The following is an 18,753-nucleotide window of genomic DNA, read 5'->3' on the forward strand; positions in this document are numbered from 1 at the left end:
GTAGATACTCATGGCTAAGGCTAAGTACAAGCTTTCCGAAACCCGCAACATCGGCATCATGGCCCACATCGATGCCGGCAAGACCACCACGACCGAGCGCATCCTGTACTACACGGGCAAGACGCACAAGATCGGCGAGGTTCACGAGGGCGCTGCCACCATGGACTGGATGGTCCAGGAGCAGGAGCGCGGCGTGACCATCACCTCCGCTGCCACCACGTGCTTTTGGCACAAGGGCGGCGACGTGAAGAACGGTCCCGCCTACCGCATCCAGATCATCGACACCCCGGGCCACGTGGACTTCACCTCCGAGGTCGAGCGTTCGCTGCGCGTCCTCGACGGTGCTGTTGCCGTGTTCGACGCCGTTGCCGGCGTGCAGCCCCAGTCCGAGACCGTGTGGCGCCAGGCCCGCAACTACAACGTCCCGCGCATCGCCTTCATCAACAAGTTCGACCGCGTGGGCGCCGACTTCTGGCATGCCATCGACACCATGAAGGATCGCCTCAACGCCAACGCCGTGGCCATCCAGGTCCCGATGGGCGCCGAGGATAACTTCTGGGGCATCATCGACCTCGTCACTATGACCGCGTGGGACTTCAAGGCCGACGACAAGGGCATGACCTATCCCGAGCCCATGGATGCCATCCCCGCTGAGTTCGAGGAGATTGCTGCCGAGAAGCGCGAGGAGCTCCTTGACGCCGCCGCCAACTACGACGACGAGCTCATGGAGATGATCCTCGAGGAGCAGGAGATTCCCGTCGAGAAGCTCAAGGACGCCATCCGCGCCGGCGTGCTCGACAACGAGCTCAACCCCGTTCTCGTGGGCTCCGCGTACAAGAACAAGGGTGTGCAGGAGCTCCTCGACGCCGTCGTCGATTACCTCCCGAGCCCGCTCGACATCCCGCCCGTGGACGGCACCAACCCCGACACCGGCGAGGAGGACGTGCGCAAGGCCGATTACGACGAGCCCTTCTCCGCGCTCGCCTTCAAGATCATGACCGACCCCTACGTGGGTAAGCTCACCTTCTTCCGCGTGTACTCCGGTCACGTTGACGCCGGCTCCTACGTGGTGAACGCCACCAACGGCCAGCGCGAGCGCTTCGGCCGCATCCTCGAGATGAACGCGAACGACCGCGTTGACGTTGACGGCGCCTTCGCCGGCGACATCCTCGCCGCCGTGGGTCTTAAGAACACCACCACCGGCGACACTCTCTGCGAGGAGGGCCACGAGATCATCCTCGAGTCCATGGAGTTCCCCGATCCGGTTATCGACGTCGCCGTCGAGCCCAAGACCAAGGCCGAGCAGGACAAGATGAGCCTCGCGCTCACCAAGCTCGCCGAGGAGGACCCGACCTTCCAGGTGCGCACCGACCACGAGACCGGCCAGACCATCATCGCCGGCATGGGCGAGCTGCACCTCGAGATCATCGTCGACCGCCTGCTCCGCGAGTTCAAGGTCGAGGCCAACGTTGGTAAGCCGCAGGTTGCCTACCGCGAGGCCCCGGGCCACGATGTCGATCGCGCCGAGGGCAAGTTCGTCCGCCAGTCCGGCGGTCGCGGCCAGTACGGTCACGCCGTCATCAAGCTCGAGAAGATGGAAGAGGGCTTCGGCTACGAGTTCGTCAACGGCATCGTTGGCGGCGTGGTGCCGAAGGAGTACATCCCCTCCATCGACAAGGGCATCCAGGAGGCGCTGCAGACGGGCGTTATCGCCGGTTATCCGGTGGTCGACGTCAAGGTGACCCTCTTCGACGGTTCCTACCACGAGGTCGACTCCTCCGAGGCCGCGTTCAAGATCGCCGGTTCCATGGCTATCAAGGACGCTCTCAAGAAGTCTGACCCGATCCTCCTCGAGCCCGTTATGGCCGTCGAGGTCGAGACCCCCGAGCAGTACATGGGCGACGTTATGGGCAACCTCTCTGGTCGTCGTGGCAAGATCGAGGGCATGGACGATCGTTCCGGCAACAAGGTCATTCGCGCCAAGGTGCCGCTGGGCGAGATGTTCGGCTATGCAACCGACCTCCGCTCCCAGACGCAGGGCCGCGCGTCCTACACCATGCAGTTCGACTCGTACGAGCCGGCGCCCAAGTCTGTCGCCGACGAGGTCGTCAGCAAGGCTGGCGGCAACGCGTAAGTACGCGCGATCGCTCGATTAGGTATCAATCGCGCGTATCACGCGCACATCAAGGAGGTAACGTTGTCTACCCAGAAGATCAGGATCCGCCTCAAGGGCTATGATCACGAGATCGTCGACCAGTCCGCGAAGCTCATCGTCGAGACCGCTCAGAAGACCGGTGCTCGCGTTTCCGGCCCCATCCCGCTGCCCACCGAGCGCAACCTCTACACGGTTATCCGCTCCCCGCACAAGGATAAGGACAGCCGCGAGCAGTTCGAGATGCGCACCCACAAGCGCCTCATCGACATCCTCGATCCCTCCGCTGGCACCGTCGATTCGCTCATGCGTCTCGACCTTCCCGCGGGCGTTGACATCGAGATCAAGCTCTAAGCGCAAAGGGCTGTAACTCCCTTCGGAAGCCCCCGGTTTCCTCCTTCGCTGGTCCTCGCAGTTCAGCAGAGCTGAACTGCTGCGGAATCGCTCAGGAGGAAACCGGGGGCTTCCTGCGTTTTCGCCCTTTAGGGCGCGTTTGGATGTAATGTCCCTGAGGGGCCTGGGGCCCTCGCGCTGCGCGCATCGGGCGTGTACTGGGCTTGTGCTCAGCTTTGGGGTGGGAGCCTTGCGCTTCGCACATCGGCTCGTGCGCGGGCCCTCGGCCTTCGGCCATTGGGCGTGCGCGGGCTACGGGTCCCCGGTGGGGCGTATTGTGTTTCCGTTTACGGAAAAACCCAGCTTAAGGGGTTGTGTCGGGGGAGGGCAATCTCCTAAAATCGCGCGTGTGTATGTTTTTGACGTGCTGCCGTGCATGGTTGCGCGGTGGCTCGTCGGTGCCCGCATGCTGCTACGGGCGGTTTCTGGGGGAGGTCCACGTGCATCGGAGAACGGTTCATGTTGCGGTCACCGCTGGTTTGGTGACAGCGCTCTCGTTGGGGTCGGTGCCCACGCCGGCGATTGCGGAGGCGTTGTCGGGTTCTGGCGTTACTCAGGCAGAGCAAGGGGTTTCAAGCGACCAGGCGAAGGAAGATGCTGCGGCGGGTGTCTCGACGCAGCAGGAAGAGGTGTCGCAGGGGGATGCGGCTGAGACCGACGAGCACGCGTCTCCGACGATTACCGCCGTCGCATCGCCCGGCAACATTACGTGTGAGGCGGGCTCGGTGTCCCTTCCTGGCACGGTCTCGGTCACGCTCTCAGACGGTACCACCGAGGACCGCTCGGTGAGCTGGCAAGTCGATGGTGCATCATCGCAGGATGCCTTTAATGCGTTGGAACCGGGTTCGTACACGGTGGCGGGTACCGTCGAGGGCACCGACAAGCAGCCCTCCTTCACCCTTACCATTAGCGCGGCGACCGCGCCTGGCATCGCCGACGAGCAGGCAGCTCCCGAGCAGGATGCGCAGGCCGCGCCCGTTGAGGAAGCCGTCCCCGCTGAGGACGAGGGCGCGCCCGCTGCCAGCGCCTCCGCGGCGAACGACGTCGCCACGCAGGTGGACGGCGATATCGTGACCCTGGAGTACGAGGGCCAGACGTGGACCTATGAGCGTCCGCAGATCACGGCACTCGTGGGCCAGCAGGCGAGCACGGTGGGCAGCTTCGTGCTCGTCGAGCTCACCAACACGGATACGGGCGAGGTGGAGGAGTACCACCTGACTCCTGGAGGCGATTTCTCGAGCTCCTGGCAGTCGTCCGCTCCGGTTGGCGCAGACGGGTGCCTCACCGCTGAAGGCGCCTATGCGGCAACGCTGCAGACCTCTATCGGGCAGTTTATCGATGTCACCTTCGAGGCCGACATCAACGTGCTCTCGGTGACGTCCATTCCCAATCTGGATGTCACCTGCATCGCGGGGTCAACCACGCTGAGTACCATCGACGCCCCGTCCGTAACCCTCTCGGATGGGTCTCTCTACCAAGCATGGATCACGTGGGATGCGGACGAGCGCAAGGCTGCCGAGGAGGGGCTCAGCACGCCGGGCGAGTACGTCATCACGGGCGTCATCCAGAATACCAACATCGAGGTCCAGGCTACGGTGAGCGTGCAGGAGATCCGCGAGGTGCGCGGTGCGACAGCGTTCGTCGAGCCCGGCTTCGAGCCAACCTTGCCCGATTACGTCTACGTCGTGAGTTCCACCGGGCAGGAGCAGGCCATACCCGTCACGTGGGACGCCATCGATCCGAGCGACTACGAGCACGAGAACGTCTTCGAGGTCATGGGCACGGTGCAGGGAACGAGCCAGCGTGCCGTGGCGACGGTGTATGTGAGCGAGGTCACCTCGGTATCCGAGCAGACCATGGTCGTTGCGGTAGGCGGGAGCATTACGTGGCTCTCGGGCGTTACCGTCACGAACGCGCTCGGCAACACGAACTGGGTGGACCCTGCGTGGGACCTGCCGGAGGAGGGCGACGAGCGCCTGCAGCAGGCGGGTACTTTCGATATCTACGGCGCCATTCCCGGTTCGGATAACCAGGCGGTCTGCCACGTGATGGTGATTGACCCTGCGGAGTCGAGCTACGAGGAGAGTGTGAAACTCACCGTGGGCGAGTCGTATCTGCCGGGCGATATCTCGATCGAGCTGCCCGATGGTTCGAGCAGCCATATCGCGGTCGATTGGATCTGGCCGGACATGGACCTCTTCAACCGCGCGGGCTCCTTCGACGTCGAGGGCGTGATCAGCGGCACGGATATCCCGGTCACCCTGCATGTGACGATGGTCGATATTCAGTCAATCGACGCACTCGATTCGATCGGCACGGTCGAGGGCGTCGTACCTGAGTTGCCCTATTTCGTGGACGTCACCTACACGGACGGGTCGCGCGGCGAGGAGGAGGTCGAGTGGTCCGTGCCGGATCCGAGCGAGATTCTCTCCGATGCCTCTCCCATCACCATCACGGGCCAGACACGCTTCGGCACCAATCGTGAGGTCGAGGTGCAGGTCGAGGTGCTGTGGGCCCAGCCCGCGCGCGAGCCGGTGGAAGTCTCCACCCTGGCCGGCGTGGCGCCGGCACTGCCGTACATGGTCCCCATGACCATGTCGGACGGATCTCGCCAGCAGCTCGTCGTCCAGTGGGAGCAGCCCACGCCCGATCAATACGCAACGGCGGGCACGACCTTCGAGGCCAAGGGCTACGTCGCCGGGTCCGATTACCCGGTCACGGCCGAGGTGGCCGTGTGCGCCGCTGCGAAGGACGGTACAGCGACCGAGGTCTCGACCGTCGTGGGCGTAGCCCCCAACCTGCCCTCGGACATCAACGTAACTCTGGATAACGGCGATGCGTTCTACATCTTCGGGCGCGTCGCGTGGGATGAGGTCGATCCGGCGAGCTATGCCCAGGCGGGCGATTTCGAGGTCTCGGGACGGATTCTGGGCACCGAGGTCCCGGTGACCGCGCGCGTGCATGTGGGCGAGGCTGCCTCTGAGGACGTCTTCGATATCGAGCGCGAGTACTTCATCGACCTCGAGTCTGCCGGGACCATGCAGCCGGAGAGCGTGCTGGGCACATCCATCTACGTGCCGATTGAGGGCGGTGGCTACGCCGATCTGCCCGTCACGTGGAACGACCTCACGCGCGGCTTCCTCACCACGCCGGGCACCTACACGTTCACCGGCGTCGCCGGCGGGCACGACGTGACGATGACGGTCGTTTCGATGCGCGTGCTGAGCGTCGAGGCCACGGAGCCGGTTACCATGCTTGCTGGGGCCGCGATCGATACGTTCGACGGCTCCGCTACCGCGACGGTCGACGACGGCTCGGGCCAGGAAAGCACGCGCGAGGTCTGGTACAGCCTGTACGAAGGCGACCCGATCACCTTCGAGGAGGCGGGTACCTACACCGAAGGGGTCACGTGCTGGATCTCTGGGAGCCAGGGAAGCATCGAGATGCCCGTCTCGATCACCTTCGAGGTGCTCGATGCGATTCAGGAGCAGGAGGAAGTCTCCGAATGGACGCTTCCGGGCGTGGAGCCGGTGCTTCCCGAGACCATCATGATCACTCCGGGCGACCAGGGGCCGCTCGCGATGTTCGCGAGCTTTGCGATGAGCCTCATCGGGGCGCGCGACGCAAGCGAGCCCATCGAGGTGCGCGTGACGTGGGAGGATATCGACCCCGCGCTCTATGCGCCCGATAAGGTCAATACTACCTTTGACGTGGCGGGCGTCATCGAGGGCACCGATACGCCGGTGAAGTCGACGGTCGAGGTCGCGGACATCGACAGCGTCTACGTGCCGAGCGTGAGCACGGCGCCTGGCGTGGTGCCCGAGATTCCCGGCCAGGTGGTGGTCACGACCACGATGGGCAACCAGCATGTGGTCACGCTCCAGCGCGACGTGATCTCTGAGGGGCTCTACCAGGAAGCGGGCGCGGAGTTCGAGGTGCCGGCCTCCTTCACGGTGGGTTCCTCCACGGTGAGCGCCACCGTGCCGGTCACGGTGGTCGAGACGACAGGCCTGGTCTCCGAGGACGAGCTGGCCGATGTGCTCAACATTACCACCGAGGTGGGTATGGAGCCCACGCTGCCCATGCAGCTACCGGTGATCCTTGCGGACGGCTCCGTGTCCCTTGTCGATGTGGACTGGGATGCGATTCCCTACACCAACTATCAGGTCGCCGGTACCTTCACGGTGACGGGTCATGTGGCGGGGCTCGGCGACGAGGGCGAGGTGACGGCCACCGTGACGGTTATCGAGCAGGTGGACGAGCCCATGGTTTCGTCGGTGGAGCCGTTGCACCGCACGATCGGCGCCGGCGCGGGCAAACCCGAGGACTCGACGTATTTCTCGTACGCCATGGCGTACTTCACCGATATGGGCGGTTTTGAGGTCCCGGTGACGTGGGATTACTCGAACGTGGACTTTAACGAGCCCGGAACCTATGTGGTGAAGGGCACGCTTGAGGGTTATGACACCTCCGCCGTCATGTATCTCACGGTGGCCCCCACCGCGCGTGCCGTGGAGAGCGTCGCGCCCGTGAACGTGAGCGTCTCCCTCCCCGCCGACGGCGGAGCGGTCGATCGCGAAGAGGTCGCGCTGCGCCTGCCCGCTCAGGTTGCGGTGACCTATTCCGACGGCGCGAGCGCCCTGGCGGATGTGACGTGGAACCTCACGCCCCTTACCAGCGAGGCGTTGTCGAAGGAGGGTACGATCGAGATCACGGGCTCCGTGGCGGGCTCGACGGTGCAGGCGAAAGCCACCATCATGGTCGTAGCCGCCGAGACGACGGAGGCGTACGCCGTGAGCGTGGAGCCACCGGCTGCGGTGAGCACCAAGGAGACGGCGGCACCGGTGCTGCCTAAGACCGTGGCGGTGGTTATGAGCGACGGCACGAAACAGGAAAGCGGCGTCACGTGGGACCGCGTTCCGGCGAATGTCTACGCGTTCGGCAAGGGCGGCACGAGCTTCATCGTGCAGGGCTTGACCGAAGTTGGCAGCCTCCCTGTGGAGATTACGGTGAACGTCGAGGCGCTGCCTCGCGCCGAGAAGGTCACGATCAAGGCCAACGGCGAGGAGGCTGCGACGGCGGCCCTTGAGGTCGGTGACGCGCTGAAGCTCACGGCGGCGGTCGCTCCCGATGATGCCTACGATTCCGAGGTGACATGGACCTCGTCCGATGCCGCGGTGGCGACGGTTGCGGCCGACGGTACGGTGACTGCGGTTGCTGAGGGTACCGCGACCATCTCGGCCTCGACCGAAGGCGGCGCGAGCGCGTCCATCACGGTAACCGTGACCGAGCCCGACGACCCCGGCACGGATCCGGGCACCGACCCGGATCCCGACCCCGGTACCGACCCCGACCCGGATCCTGGTACGGATCCCGACCCGGATCCTGGTACGGATCCCGGTACCGACCCCGACCCTGGTACCGACCCTGGCACCGACCCCGACCCTGGTACCGACCCTGGCACCGACCCCGACCCGGATTCCGACAAGGACGAGAAGCCCGGCGCGGGCAACGAGTCCGATGGCTCCGACACAGACGGCGCACAGGACGAGGGCGACGGCAAGACGGGCGAGGACGACGCGCTTACGAGCACGTCCGACCCCAGCATGGTCATCGCGGCCACGGCGGGCGGCGCCGGTATTCTCTCGCTAGCCGCCGCATGGGTTGCGCGTCGCCGCCGCAAGGGTGACGAGTAGCGCTCACCGGGCACCCGCGTGTTCGTAGCGCGACTGATACGGCACCATCCACGGCCCCGCGACTCCGCGTCGCGGGGCCGTTTGCGTTGCTATGCCCGTCAGACGCGTTCCGCCGTGCCGTGACTCTCGTGGCAGGGCCGTCCGCGCGTTACGGGCACGATTTTGACGAACGAGCTCCAAAATAAGGCCCTTCCCTTCAAAAACCTGCCCGTAAGCACCTGTCGCACACGTTGTGGGCATCGTACCGGGCTCGCTCCGTCGTAACGCCCGCCGCACTCGTTGCGAGTAGCCGCGCCGGGTTCGCTATCATTGCAGAGTGTTCTCCGAGCGGATGGGAGTAAGATGGAAGCGCGAGCACTGTGTGGCGGACGGGATGGGCATGATCGCGGCAGGAGCGGATAGGGAACGGGCAGGACGTGAGCGGCGGGCGGAGGAATCCGCGTGGAGCGGCTCGGCGGCGAGTGGCCTCGTGGGGCTTGCGATGTGGGGCGCCACCTCCCTTTCGGACGAACTCACCCGTTGGCGACGTGACACCGTGCCTGAACTGCCTGCAAAGATTCGCGAGGCGCTGCCGGTCGCTGGATTTTTCATTGTGCTGTTCTGGATAGTTGTGGGGCTCTTTGGCATCTCGCATGTCATGCCCGTATCGTGTTACACCACGCTTTTCAACGTGCGCCATCGCAAATATAACAAGCCTACGCAGTACCTTCGATTCTTCGCGGTGAGCTACCTCGCGCTTCTGGCTGCTCGTCTGGCTACGCTGGGTGTCGTTCCCAGCATCGCAATCAATGCGGCAATGCCATTCGTCTTTGTGTTCATGCGCTCCTCCCAGCTGAACCCGCGTCGGTACTTTCCCTATACGATGCTTTTCGTCTTTCTTCAGCTCCGCCCGGAGTACCTAGACGACCTTGCGCTCGAGGCCGGGCTCCTTACCGTGTGCTGCATCGTGCTCACGGTTGCCCTGCTTGTCTCGGGCGTCATCTATCACAAGGCTGACGATAATCTTCGCCAGCTTCATGACATGGTTGCCCGCCTTGCCGACGAGCTCGACCATATGGCGGATACGGGCATCGGCGGCAGCACGCGCAGGGAGCTGCTCAGGTTGCGTGCGGATTATACGAAGCTTGCCTACGGCGTGCGCGAAGACGCCAACGCGCAGCCCACGGTTTCGAACCTCTACGATATGTTCGCCATGCTTGCGCAGCGCACGGCCTATCTTGTGGGCCGCCTTGAGTGGCATGAGGGGCCGGGGTGCCCGAATGCTCCCTATCTAAGGAAGCTCGCTTCGCTTACGCGCGACGTGGGCATTGCCTTAGAGAGTCAGGGGCGTCGCGCGCTCGTGGCGAGGCGCGCCCAGGGCTTGCTTGACGAGGCGGATTCCATTGAGAACGACCGCTTCCGCCTCTTTTACCGAAGCTATCTGCATATGACGCTGCTTGTGCTCCGCGATGCGGGCAGGAGGTTTGCCGGCGCGTGGAGCATGTCGCCCCTTACGCAGCTGCGCATCGCGTCGTTTCGCAAGCACCCCACCCTCGACTCGTTTGAGCTGCGATTCTCGGTGCGCTGCGCAGCAGTTCTTGCCGTTTCCTGCACGGTGAGCCTCGCTTCGCCCGTCGACCATCTCTACTGGTTCCCGCTCACTGCGTTTCTGCTCACGCAGCCATTTCCCGCCGAGAGCATCCGCCGCATGCGCACGCGCACGATGGGGACGGTGCTGGGGTGTCTCTTCGTACACGGACTCTCGCTTTTGAACTTGCCGTATCCAGCGGTGATGGCGGTGGGGATGGTGCTCATCACGTGCCTGTACGCCTCGACGCCAGGCGGCACGCCCATGGCGTTCTTCGCGACGGCGTACGCACTTTCCATGGCGTCGGTGTCCATCGACGACCAGTATGCCATCTGGATGCGCCTCGCGTGCCTTGCCGCGGCGGTGCTTCTCGTTTCCTTGGTGAATCGCTTGGTCATGCCCACAAGCGATCACACCCTCTTTCTAGCAAACGTGCACGAGCTCTTCGCGCTGCTCGAGCGCTATTGGGCACTCATGCGCAAGAGCCTCGAGGGTACGGTAGATGCGGTGACGTCGAGCGAGGCGCTGCTGCACATTCAGATGGTCCATACCCAGGCGGCGGCATACGCGAACAAGATGCCCGAGCGCACGCTCGACGAGCTCGCCGAGAAGCAGATGACCAGGCGCGTGCTCTTCTGCCTGTGGGAGCTTGTCTGCGAGCTCGAGCAGCTGGGCTTCCTCATTCGCGTCGATGCGGTGGACGCTTCGGAATATCCGCGGCTGGAGCGGTTCATGCTGCTTGCCGAGGTGTGCAGCAACCCCTTCGTAGTGGATGCGCGCCTCGGTGAGGCCGAGCAGCTCATAGAGGGATTCAAAGAGGAGGATCTGAAGTATCTGCTCAGGCAATATCTCAAGCGCGCCGAGGTGCTTGCGGCGGCGCTTACGGCGGCGCGGGGCACGGTCATGGGGCGCCCGAGCTACCGCGAGGAAGTGGCCGAGATAGGCAGTGGCGCTGTAGATGGGAGTTCAAGATGATTCGTTTCGGTATCCTGGGTGCGGGTAACATCGCGCATCGGTTCGCGGCGAGCTTGGCAAAGGTTGAGGGAGCCGAGCTTGTGGCGGCGAGTCGCCGGACGGCAGAAAAGGCTGCAGCATTTCTTGCCGAGGTCCCATGCGCGCCCGGCGCCCGGGCCTACGGCGACCATGAGGCTCTGCTCGCGGACCCCGAGGTTGACGCCATCTATCTAGCCCTGCCGCACGACCTTCACCATGCGTGGGCCCTGCGGGCGCTCGATGCGGGAAAGGCAGTGCTCTGCGAGAAGCCCGCGATGCTCTCCGAGGCGGAGGCGGCTGAGGTTACCGCTGCTGCCCGCGAACGCGGCCTGCTCTTCATGGAGGCCATGAAGACGCGCTTTGTGCCGTTGCACCCGCACGTTGTGGACGCGGTTGGCGCTTTGGGGCCCGTCGCGCGCGTGCATGCGTCGCTTTGCAACGATGCGCTTGCATCCTACCGCACGCGCGACATCTATATTCTTGGTGGAGGCCCGGGGTCGGGCGTGCTGCTCGATTGCGGCATCTACTGCGCGAGCTGGCTCGACGAGCTGCTTCCCGGCGAGATCGCCGTCGAGCGCGTGGACACGGCATTCTATGAGGGGTCAGACGTCTACGTTGATGCCCACATGGCAATCGGCGGGGTAGCCGCGGAGCTCGAATGCGCCTGCGACCGCGCGCGGCCCCGGCAGCTCGTCGTGGAAGGGGGGCGCGGCATCCTCACGGTGGACGACCTGCACCGTCCTCAACATGCGGAGCTTCGCATTGCGGGCGAGCCTACCCGCGATCTCGACGTGCCCTACGAGGTTGACGATTTCTACGGACAAATCACCCACTTCTGCGCCCTTATGCGTGCGGGCGACATCGAAAGCCCCCTGATGCCCCACGCCGCAACCTGTCGCTGCGCCCGCATCCTCGATGCCATCCGCACTACCTGGTAGCCCCCTCGGCGGCAAGCGCAGCGACGCCGCCCCCGGCCCCACCGTCGGCGGCGAGCGCAGCGATGCCGCCCGCCCGTCACCCTAACAAGCCCGTTCACCCCCCCGCATCGGGGTGCAAGCGCAGGGCCGCCGGGCGTTCCCTCCGCGCGAGTTCCGCAGCCCGTGAGGCGAGGCCTCACGGGCGAGGACTGCTCGAAGCGCGGAGGGAACGCCCGGCGGCCCGCAGGGACCGCGCGCCGCGTGAAGACTTTATGGAAGCTAAGGGATACGCCCGCCCCCGTGTATACTACTGAAGCTGTGCCTTTATGGGGAGGATTCTGTCTCGCCGGTGTGGACCAAATATGGGTTGCACGGTCTAGCAGGGGAGATGGAACTCAAACCGGCGGCACATCTGTCGGAGTGGTCCGCTGGGGGCGAGCGCAAGGGGTGCTCGCAGGTCCCAAGACCACAGAGGGTTAGGATCATTGAATGATCAAGATGATTCTCGGCCGCAAGATCGGTATGACCCAGGTGTGGGACGACGACGATAACGTCGTGCCCGTCACGGTCATCCAGGCTGGCCCCTGCGCTGTCTCGCAGGTTAAAACCAAGGCAACCGATGGCTACGATGCCGTCCAGATCGGTTTCGGCGACATCAAGGCCAAGAACGTGAACAAGCCCATGGCTGGTCACTTCGCCAAGGCCGGCGTCGAGCCCGTGCGCTACCTGCGCGAGGTCCGCGTCGAGAACGGCGAGGACCACAAGGTCGGCGAGACCGTCACCGTCGCCGATTTCGAGGGCGTCGCCAAGGTCGACGTCATCGGCACCTCCAAGGGCAAGGGCTTCCAGGGTCGCATCAAGCGCTGGGGTCAGCGCCGCGGTCCCATGACCCACGGTTCTCACTTCAAGCGTCACCCGGGCTCCATCGGCCAGTGCGCCTACCCGGCGCGCGTCCTCAAGGGCGTCAAGATGGCCGGTCACATGGGCAACGAGCGCGTGACCGTCAAGAACCTGACCGTTGTCCGCATCGATGCCGACCAGAACCTCATGCTCGTGAAGGGTGCCGTTCCCGGTGCCAAGAACGGCCTGGTCGCCATCCGTATGGCGTAATCGCTACCGTGTAGATAAGCCACGTCATACCAAGGAGAACACTTACATGTCTAAGTTTGAAGTAAAGAACAGCGAGGGCAAGAAGGTCGCAGAGGCCGAGCTCGCTGCCGAGGTGTACGGCATCGAGCCGAACACCCACGTCATGCATCACATCGTGAAGTGCCAGATGGCCTCTTGGCGTTCCGGCACCCAGTCCACCAAGGGCCGCAGCGAGGTCTCCGGCGGTGGCGCCAAGCCGTGGCGCCAGAAGGGCACCGGTCGTGCCCGCCAGGGTTCCATCCGCGCCGGCCAGTGGCGTCACGGTGGCGTCATCCACGGCCCCAAGCCGCGTCTGTACACCAAGCGCATGAACAACAAAGAGGTCAAGCTCGCCATGCGCTCCGCGCTTTCCGCTAAGGTGCGCGACAACGAGCTCGTGCTCGTGGACGACTACGGCTTCGAGAAGCCGTCCACCAAGGCCGCCGTCGCCATGCTCAAGGCCCTGGGCCTCGAGGGCAAGCGCCTCACCATCATCGTTCGCGACGATGACATCAACGCGTTCCTGTCCTTCCGCAACATCCCCAAGACGTTCATCATCACGCCGTCCGAGGCCAACACCTACGACCTCATCAACAACGGCGCCCTGCTGATGCCCGCCGACGTTGCCGCTCACTTCGGGGAGGTGCTTGCATAAATGACCGCCCACGAGATCATCATCCGCCCGATCGTGTCCGAGCGCTCCTTCGACCTCATGGAGGAGAACAAGTACACCTTCGAGGTTGCTCGCGATGCCAACAAGTACCAGATCAAGGACGCCGTCGAGGAGCTCTTCAACGTTAAGGTCAGCTCGGTGAACACCATCAACGTGAAGCCCAAGACTAAGCGCGTGCGCTATGTGGCCGGCAAGACCCGTCAGTGGAAGAAGGCCATCGTCACGCTCGCCGAGGGCGACTCGATCGAGATCTACGGCAACCAGGCCTAAGGCCTGCGCCTTGGCTTACCGCCTCGACGGTAAGCGTATCGGGCGCTTGAGATAGAGCCGCCCGGTACCGTGGTAATCCGGTGTCAGCACACCCTGGGGCGATGAGCCCCGCATCCCTGATGTGCTGGCCAACGGAAAGAGATGAAAGGGATTCCCAATGGCTGTTAAACACCTCAAGCCGACCAGCGCGGGTCGCCGTTGGCAGACGATCTCGGACTTCGCCGAGATCACGACCAACAAGCCCGAGAAGTCGCTTCTCGAGCCGCTGCCCAAGAAGGCCGGTCGCAACAACCAGGGCCGCATCACGGTCCGTCATCAGGGCGGTGGCGTGAAGCGCCGTTACCGTCGCATCGACTTCAAGCGCAACAAGGACGGCGTGCCCGCCAAGGTTGCCACGATCGAGTACGACCCCAACCGTTCCGCCCGCATCGCGCTGCTCCACTATGTGGACGGCGAGAAGCGCTACATCCTGTGCCCGAAGGGCCTCCAGGTGGGCGATACGGTTCTCTCTGGCTCCGATGCCGACATCAAGCCGGGCAACGCCCTGCCCCTCGCCGACATCCCCGTGGGTACGCTCATCCACGCGGTTGAGTTCCAGCCGGGCAAGGGCGCCGCGATCGCCCGCTCCGCCGGCAACTCCTGCCAGCTCATGGGCAAGGAGGGCAAGTACGCCATCCTGCGCATGCCTTCTTCCGAGATGCGCCGCGTGCTCATCACCTGCCGCGCCACGGTGGGCGAGGTCGGCAACGCCGAGCACTCCAACATCGTGATCGGCAAGGCCGGTCGTAAGCGCCACATGAACGTGCGCCCGACCGTCCGTGGTACCGTCATGAACCCGGTCGACCACCCGCACGGCGGCGGCGAGGGCAAGAACCACACCTCTGGTCGCCCGTCCGTCACCCCGTGGGGCAAGCCGACCAAGGGCTACCGCACGCGTAAGAAGAACAAGGCTTCCAACAGCCTCATCATCCGTCGTCGCAAGAAGTAGCGAAAGATTCCGAGAAGGAGTAAGCCACTATGAGCAGAAGTCTCAAGAAAGGGCCGTTCGTGGAAGCTCGCCTGCTCTCGCGTATCGTCGCGATGAACGAGGCTGGCAAGAAGGACGTCGTGAAGACCTGGTCTCGCGCGTCCACGATCTTCCCCGAGATGGTCGGCCACACCATCGCCGTGCACGATGGCCGCAAGCATGTGCCTGTGTACGTCACCGAGTCCATGGTCGGTCACAAGCTCGGCGAGTTCGCACCCACCCGTACGTTCCGCGGTCACAAGGCCAAGTAGGGGGTTTCACGTAAATGGCAACTAAAGCTACCGATACCGAGACCCGCGAGGTCCGCGCCGTCGCCAAGTTCGTGCGCGTCTCGCCGTACAAGGCTCGCCTCGTGGTCGATCTCATCCGTCGCAAGTCTGTTGAGCAGGCTTTCGACATCCTGCATTTCTGCGAGCGCGCCGTCGCGGTCGACGTGGAGAAGGTTCTCCGCTCCGCCGTGGCCAACGCCCAGAACAATCACGGCATGCGCGCCGACGACCTCGTCATCGCCGCTGCCTATGTGGACGAGGGCCCCACGCTTAAGCGCATCCGTCCTCGCGCCAAGGGCTCCGCTTCGCGCATCCTGAAGCGCACGAGCCACATCACCATCGTCGTCGCTCCGCGAAAGGAGGCATAAGCACAATGGGTCAGAAAGTCTACCCCACCGGTTTCCGTCTCGGCATCACCGAGAACTGGCGCTCCCGCTGGTTCGCTGGCGACAAGGACTACGCCAAGACCCTCGGTAACGATCTCGAGCTCCGCAAGTACCTGACCAAGCGCCTCCGTCGTGCCGCCGTCTCCCGCGTGGAGATCGAGCGTGCTGGTGACAAGGTTAAGGTCATCATCTACACCGCTCGCCCGGGCATCGTCATCGGCAAGAAGGGCTCCGAGATCGATCAGATCCGCGGCGAGCTCGAGAAGGTCGCCGGTGTCTCCAAGGGCCAGCTCTCCGTCGACGTCATCGAGATCAAGCGTCCCGAGCTCGACGCCGTCCTCGTTGCCCAGTCCATCGCTGAGCAGCTCGAGGGCCGTGTGGCCTTCCGTCGCGCCATGCGCAAGGCTGTCCAGTCTGCCCGCAAGGCCGGCGCCAAGGGTATTCGTATCCAGTGCTCCGGTCGTCTCGGCGGCGCCGAGATGGGCCGTCGCGAGTGGTACCGCGAGGGTCGCGTGCCGCTGCACACCCTCCGTGCCAAGATCGACTACGGCACGGCCACCGCTCGCACCACCATGGGTTCCTGCGGTGTCAAGGTTTGGATCTACCTGGGCGAGAAGCTTCCCGGCCAGCCCGTCCCGAACCCGGCGCTCGAGGGCTCCTCGCGTCCGCGTCGTCGTAACTCCGAGAGGAGGGGTCAGTAGTGCTTGCCCCTAAGCGTGTTCTTCACCGCAAGGTGCAGCGTGGCTCCATGAAGGGCCAGGCCAAGGGTAACACCAAGCTGCATTTCGGTGATTATGGCATCAAGGCCCTTGAGGCCCATTGGATCACCAACCGTCAGATCGAGGCCGCTCGTGTTGCCATGACCCGTTACATGCGTCGTGGCGGCCGTGTGTTCATCACGATCTTCCCCGACAAGCCCATCACCAAGAAGCCCGCTGAGACCCGCATGGGTTCCGGTAAGGGTAATCCCGAGGAGTGGGTGGCCGTCGTGAAGCCGGGTCGCATCATGTTCGAGATTTCCGGCGTGTCTGAGGAGATTGCCCGCGAGGCCCTGCGTCTGGCCCAGCACAAGCTCCCCATTAAGACCAAGATCGTGGCCCGCGCTGACCAGGACGGGGAGGATAAGTAATGAAGCCCGCAGAGATTCGTGAGCTTTCCGACGAGCAGCTCGCCGAAAAGCTGAAGGAAGGTCGAGCCGAGCTCTTCAACCTTCGTTTCCAGATGGCCACGAGCCAGCTTGACAACACCGCTCGCGTCAAGACCGTGAAGAAGGACATCGCGCGTGTTCTCACCGAGCAGCGCGCCCGCGAGATCGCGGCTGAGAAGTCCGCTGCGGCAGAGTAGAGCTTGAGGAGATAACATGAGCGATACCACGCGTAATTCGCGTAAGGTCCGTACGGGCACGGTCGTCTCCATCTCGGGCAACAAGACCATCGTTGTCCAGACCATGGAGCGCAAGCGTCATCCCAAGTACGGCAAGATGATGACCTTTACCAAGAAGCTTCATGCACACGATGAGGAGTGCACCGCCGGCGTGGGCGACCGTGTTCGCGTCATGGAGACCCGTCCTCTGTCCAAGATGAAGCGCTGGCGTCTCGTCGAGATCATCGAGCGCGCCAAGTAGGCTGCTTTGATTGTTCGCACCAGTGACGTGCGCGGGTGCGGCTCCCGTAGAGCCCCGGTTCTCGGTATGAGCTCCGCGCACCTCTCGCTGGCCTAAGTTCGGAGGAACTACCATGATTCAAATGCAAACCATGCTGAACGTCGCCGATAACTCCGGTGCGCGCAAGGTTCGCTGCATCAAGGTGCTCGGTGGCTCCAAGCGCCGTTATGCGGGAATCGGTGACGTGATCGTGGCTGCCGTCCAGGAGGCCACGCCTGGCGCCAACGTCAAGAAGAGGGACGTTGTGAAGTGCGTCGTCGTTCGTACCGTGAAGGAGGTCCGTCGCAAGGACGGTTCCTACATTCGCTTCGACGACAACGCTTGCGTCGTCATCAACAACGACGGCTCGCCGGTGGGCACCCGTATCTTCGGGCCCGTGGCGCGCGAGCTGCGTGACAAGAAGTACATGAAGATCGTCTCGCTTGCTCCCGAGACCCTGTAAGGAAAGGAGAGACAGACATGCCTAAGATGCAAATCAAGAAGGGCGACACCGTCAAGATTCTCTCCGGCAAGGATCGCGGCAAGCAGGGCACCGTTCTGCGCGCGTACCCCGCCGAGGGCAAGATCAAGGTGGAGGGCGTGGCCGTCGTCAAGAAGGCCGTCCGTCCCAACCAGCAGAACCAGCAGGGCGGCATCGTCTCGCAGGAGGCCAAGTTCGACGCTTCCAACGCGATGCTCGTGTGCCCCAAGTGCGGTGCTGCTACTCGCGTCGGCCACAAGCAGGGCGAGCTCGATGGTCACAAGACCTCGATCCGCGTCTGCAAGAAGTGCGGTCACGAGTTCTAAGCTGAGTCCTAGACTCCCACCGGAAGGCCCCGGAAGGTTCCTTCGCGCGTGGTCCTCGCCGCTCGGCAGAGCCGAGCGGCTGCGGGAAACGCGCTCAGGAATCCTTCCGGGGCCTTCCTGCGTTTACGGGCTCGCGGCGGGGTGTGGGGATGGAAGGGGCCTGGGGGCTCGGCGCTTCGCGCCATTGCCCCTGCGCGGGGCACGTGTGTGCGATGGCTTTGGGGGCCTCGCGCTTCGCGCATCGGCCCGTGCGAGGGGCGCCTACGTTCTTGTTGTGCGGGATGGTCGACGTAAGGTATTACGATATAGGGGACGTACCGTACGGCTACCAGGAGGTCTCGATGAACAAGGAAGCGATCGTTTCGAGTAAGGCGCCGGCGGCCTTGGGGCCGTATTCATCGGCGGTCAAGGTGGGGGATACGCTCTATCTGTCCGGCCAGCTTGGTTTGGACCCGATGACGAACGAGCTCAAGGACGGTGTCGAGGCGCAGGCGGAGCAGGCTTTGACGAACATCGCTGCGATTCTGGGCGAGGTGGGAGCAACGATGCAGCAGGTTGTAAAAAGCACCGTGCTCCTAGCCAACATTAACGACTTTGCTGCAGTTAACGAGGTGTATGCGGGCCATTTCGAGGCCCCGTATCCCGCACGCAGTGCGTTTCAGGTGGCGGCTTTGCCTAAGGGCGCGCTGGTCGAGATCGAGGTCATCGCCGTTCTGTAGGTTGCTGTATGCGCAGGGGACGGTCCAGGCTTGTTTGCGTGGGCCGCGCTACGAGCGCGCCAAAGAGGCACTTGGTTTATGCGGTCCGGGCTTGCAAGCTCGGGCCGCGCTTTG

At 63.9% G+C, this 18,753-nt stretch carries 18 protein-coding genes; all 18 read left to right on the top strand.

What is annotated here, in order from left to right; genetic code table 11:
• Positions 1-10: 10 nt before the first annotated feature.
• The 18 genes from fusA (at position 11) to HGEM_RS02840 (ending at position 18,639) form a co-directional block, all read left to right on the top strand.
• The gene (fusA, locus tag HGEM_RS02755) at positions 11-2,134 is read left to right on the top strand and encodes an elongation factor G (RefSeq protein WP_019127876.1); all 2,124 of its coding nucleotides are present in this window, start codon (positions 11-13) and stop codon (positions 2,132-2,134) included.
• Positions 2,135-2,197: 63 nt separating this feature from the next.
• On the top strand, positions 2,198-2,506 hold the full coding sequence (rpsJ, locus tag HGEM_RS02760) for a 30S ribosomal protein S10 (RefSeq protein ID WP_019127877.1): 309 nt from the start codon (positions 2,198-2,200) through the stop codon (positions 2,504-2,506).
• 479 nt (positions 2,507-2,985) lie between these two features.
• Positions 2,986-8,241, top strand: coding sequence for an Ig-like domain-containing protein (locus HGEM_RS02765; protein WP_019127878.1), 5,256 nt, complete (start codon positions 2,986-2,988; stop codon positions 8,239-8,241).
• Between the two features lie 373 nt (positions 8,242-8,614).
• A complete protein-coding gene (locus HGEM_RS02770) occupies positions 8,615-10,783 on the top strand; it encodes an FUSC family protein (RefSeq protein WP_230197208.1) in 2,169 nt (722 codons plus the stop codon).
• The gene (locus tag HGEM_RS02775; protein WP_019127880.1) at positions 10,780-11,739 is read left to right on the top strand and encodes a Gfo/Idh/MocA family protein; all 960 of its coding nucleotides are present in this window, start codon (positions 10,780-10,782) and stop codon (positions 11,737-11,739) included. The genes HGEM_RS02770 and HGEM_RS02775 overlap by 4 nt, the downstream gene beginning before the upstream one ends.
• Before the next feature lie 468 nt (positions 11,740-12,207).
• Complete coding sequence (gene rplC, locus HGEM_RS02780; RefSeq protein ID WP_019127881.1) at positions 12,208-12,828, top strand: 50S ribosomal protein L3; 621 nt, start codon at positions 12,208-12,210, stop codon at positions 12,826-12,828.
• A gap of 46 nt (positions 12,829-12,874) precedes the next feature.
• The gene (gene rplD / locus HGEM_RS02785) at positions 12,875-13,501 is read left to right on the top strand and encodes a 50S ribosomal protein L4 (protein WP_019127882.1); all 627 of its coding nucleotides are present in this window, start codon (positions 12,875-12,877) and stop codon (positions 13,499-13,501) included.
• Complete coding sequence (gene rplW / locus HGEM_RS02790; RefSeq protein WP_019127883.1) at positions 13,502-13,789, top strand: 50S ribosomal protein L23; 288 nt, start codon at positions 13,502-13,504, stop codon at positions 13,787-13,789. It abuts the gene before it with no gap.
• Positions 13,790-13,946: 157 nt separating this feature from the next.
• Complete coding sequence (gene rplB, locus HGEM_RS02795) at positions 13,947-14,777, top strand: 50S ribosomal protein L2 (RefSeq protein ID WP_019127884.1); 831 nt, start codon at positions 13,947-13,949, stop codon at positions 14,775-14,777.
• A 29-nt stretch (positions 14,778-14,806) separates the two neighbouring features.
• On the top strand, positions 14,807-15,067 hold the full coding sequence (gene rpsS / locus HGEM_RS02800; RefSeq protein WP_022349932.1) for a 30S ribosomal protein S19: 261 nt from the start codon (positions 14,807-14,809) through the stop codon (positions 15,065-15,067).
• Between the two features lie 14 nt (positions 15,068-15,081).
• A complete protein-coding gene (rplV, locus tag HGEM_RS02805) occupies positions 15,082-15,453 on the top strand; it encodes a 50S ribosomal protein L22 (protein WP_019127886.1) in 372 nt (123 codons plus the stop codon).
• A gap of 5 nt (positions 15,454-15,458) precedes the next feature.
• A complete protein-coding gene (gene rpsC, locus HGEM_RS02810; RefSeq protein WP_019127887.1) occupies positions 15,459-16,172 on the top strand; it encodes a 30S ribosomal protein S3 in 714 nt (237 codons plus the stop codon).
• Entirely contained in the window at positions 16,172-16,600 is a 429-nt protein-coding gene (gene rplP, locus HGEM_RS02815; protein ID WP_019127888.1) for a 50S ribosomal protein L16, read from the top strand. The genes rpsC and rplP overlap by 1 nt, the downstream gene beginning before the upstream one ends.
• Complete coding sequence (gene rpmC / locus HGEM_RS02820; protein ID WP_019127889.1) at positions 16,600-16,815, top strand: 50S ribosomal protein L29; 216 nt, start codon at positions 16,600-16,602, stop codon at positions 16,813-16,815. The genes rplP and rpmC overlap by 1 nt, the downstream gene beginning before the upstream one ends.
• A gap of 16 nt (positions 16,816-16,831) precedes the next feature.
• Positions 16,832-17,095 (top strand): 30S ribosomal protein S17, encoded by a 264-nt coding sequence (rpsQ, locus tag HGEM_RS02825; RefSeq protein WP_019127890.1) that lies wholly within the window; start codon positions 16,832-16,834, stop codon positions 17,093-17,095.
• Positions 17,096-17,207: 112 nt separating this feature from the next.
• Positions 17,208-17,576 (top strand): 50S ribosomal protein L14, encoded by a 369-nt coding sequence (rplN, locus tag HGEM_RS02830; protein WP_019127891.1) that lies wholly within the window; start codon positions 17,208-17,210, stop codon positions 17,574-17,576.
• Positions 17,577-17,593: 17 nt separating this feature from the next.
• On the top strand, positions 17,594-17,920 hold the full coding sequence (rplX, locus tag HGEM_RS02835) for a 50S ribosomal protein L24 (protein ID WP_019127892.1): 327 nt from the start codon (positions 17,594-17,596) through the stop codon (positions 17,918-17,920).
• A gap of 341 nt (positions 17,921-18,261) precedes the next feature.
• On the top strand, positions 18,262-18,639 hold the full coding sequence (locus tag HGEM_RS02840; RefSeq protein WP_022349931.1) for a Rid family detoxifying hydrolase: 378 nt from the start codon (positions 18,262-18,264) through the stop codon (positions 18,637-18,639).
• Positions 18,640-18,753 lie beyond the last annotated feature (114 nt).

It is taken from the genome of Enorma massiliensis phI (assembly GCF_000311845.1).
GTDB classification, from domain to species: Bacteria; Actinomycetota; Coriobacteriia; order Coriobacteriales; family Coriobacteriaceae; genus Enorma; species Enorma massiliensis.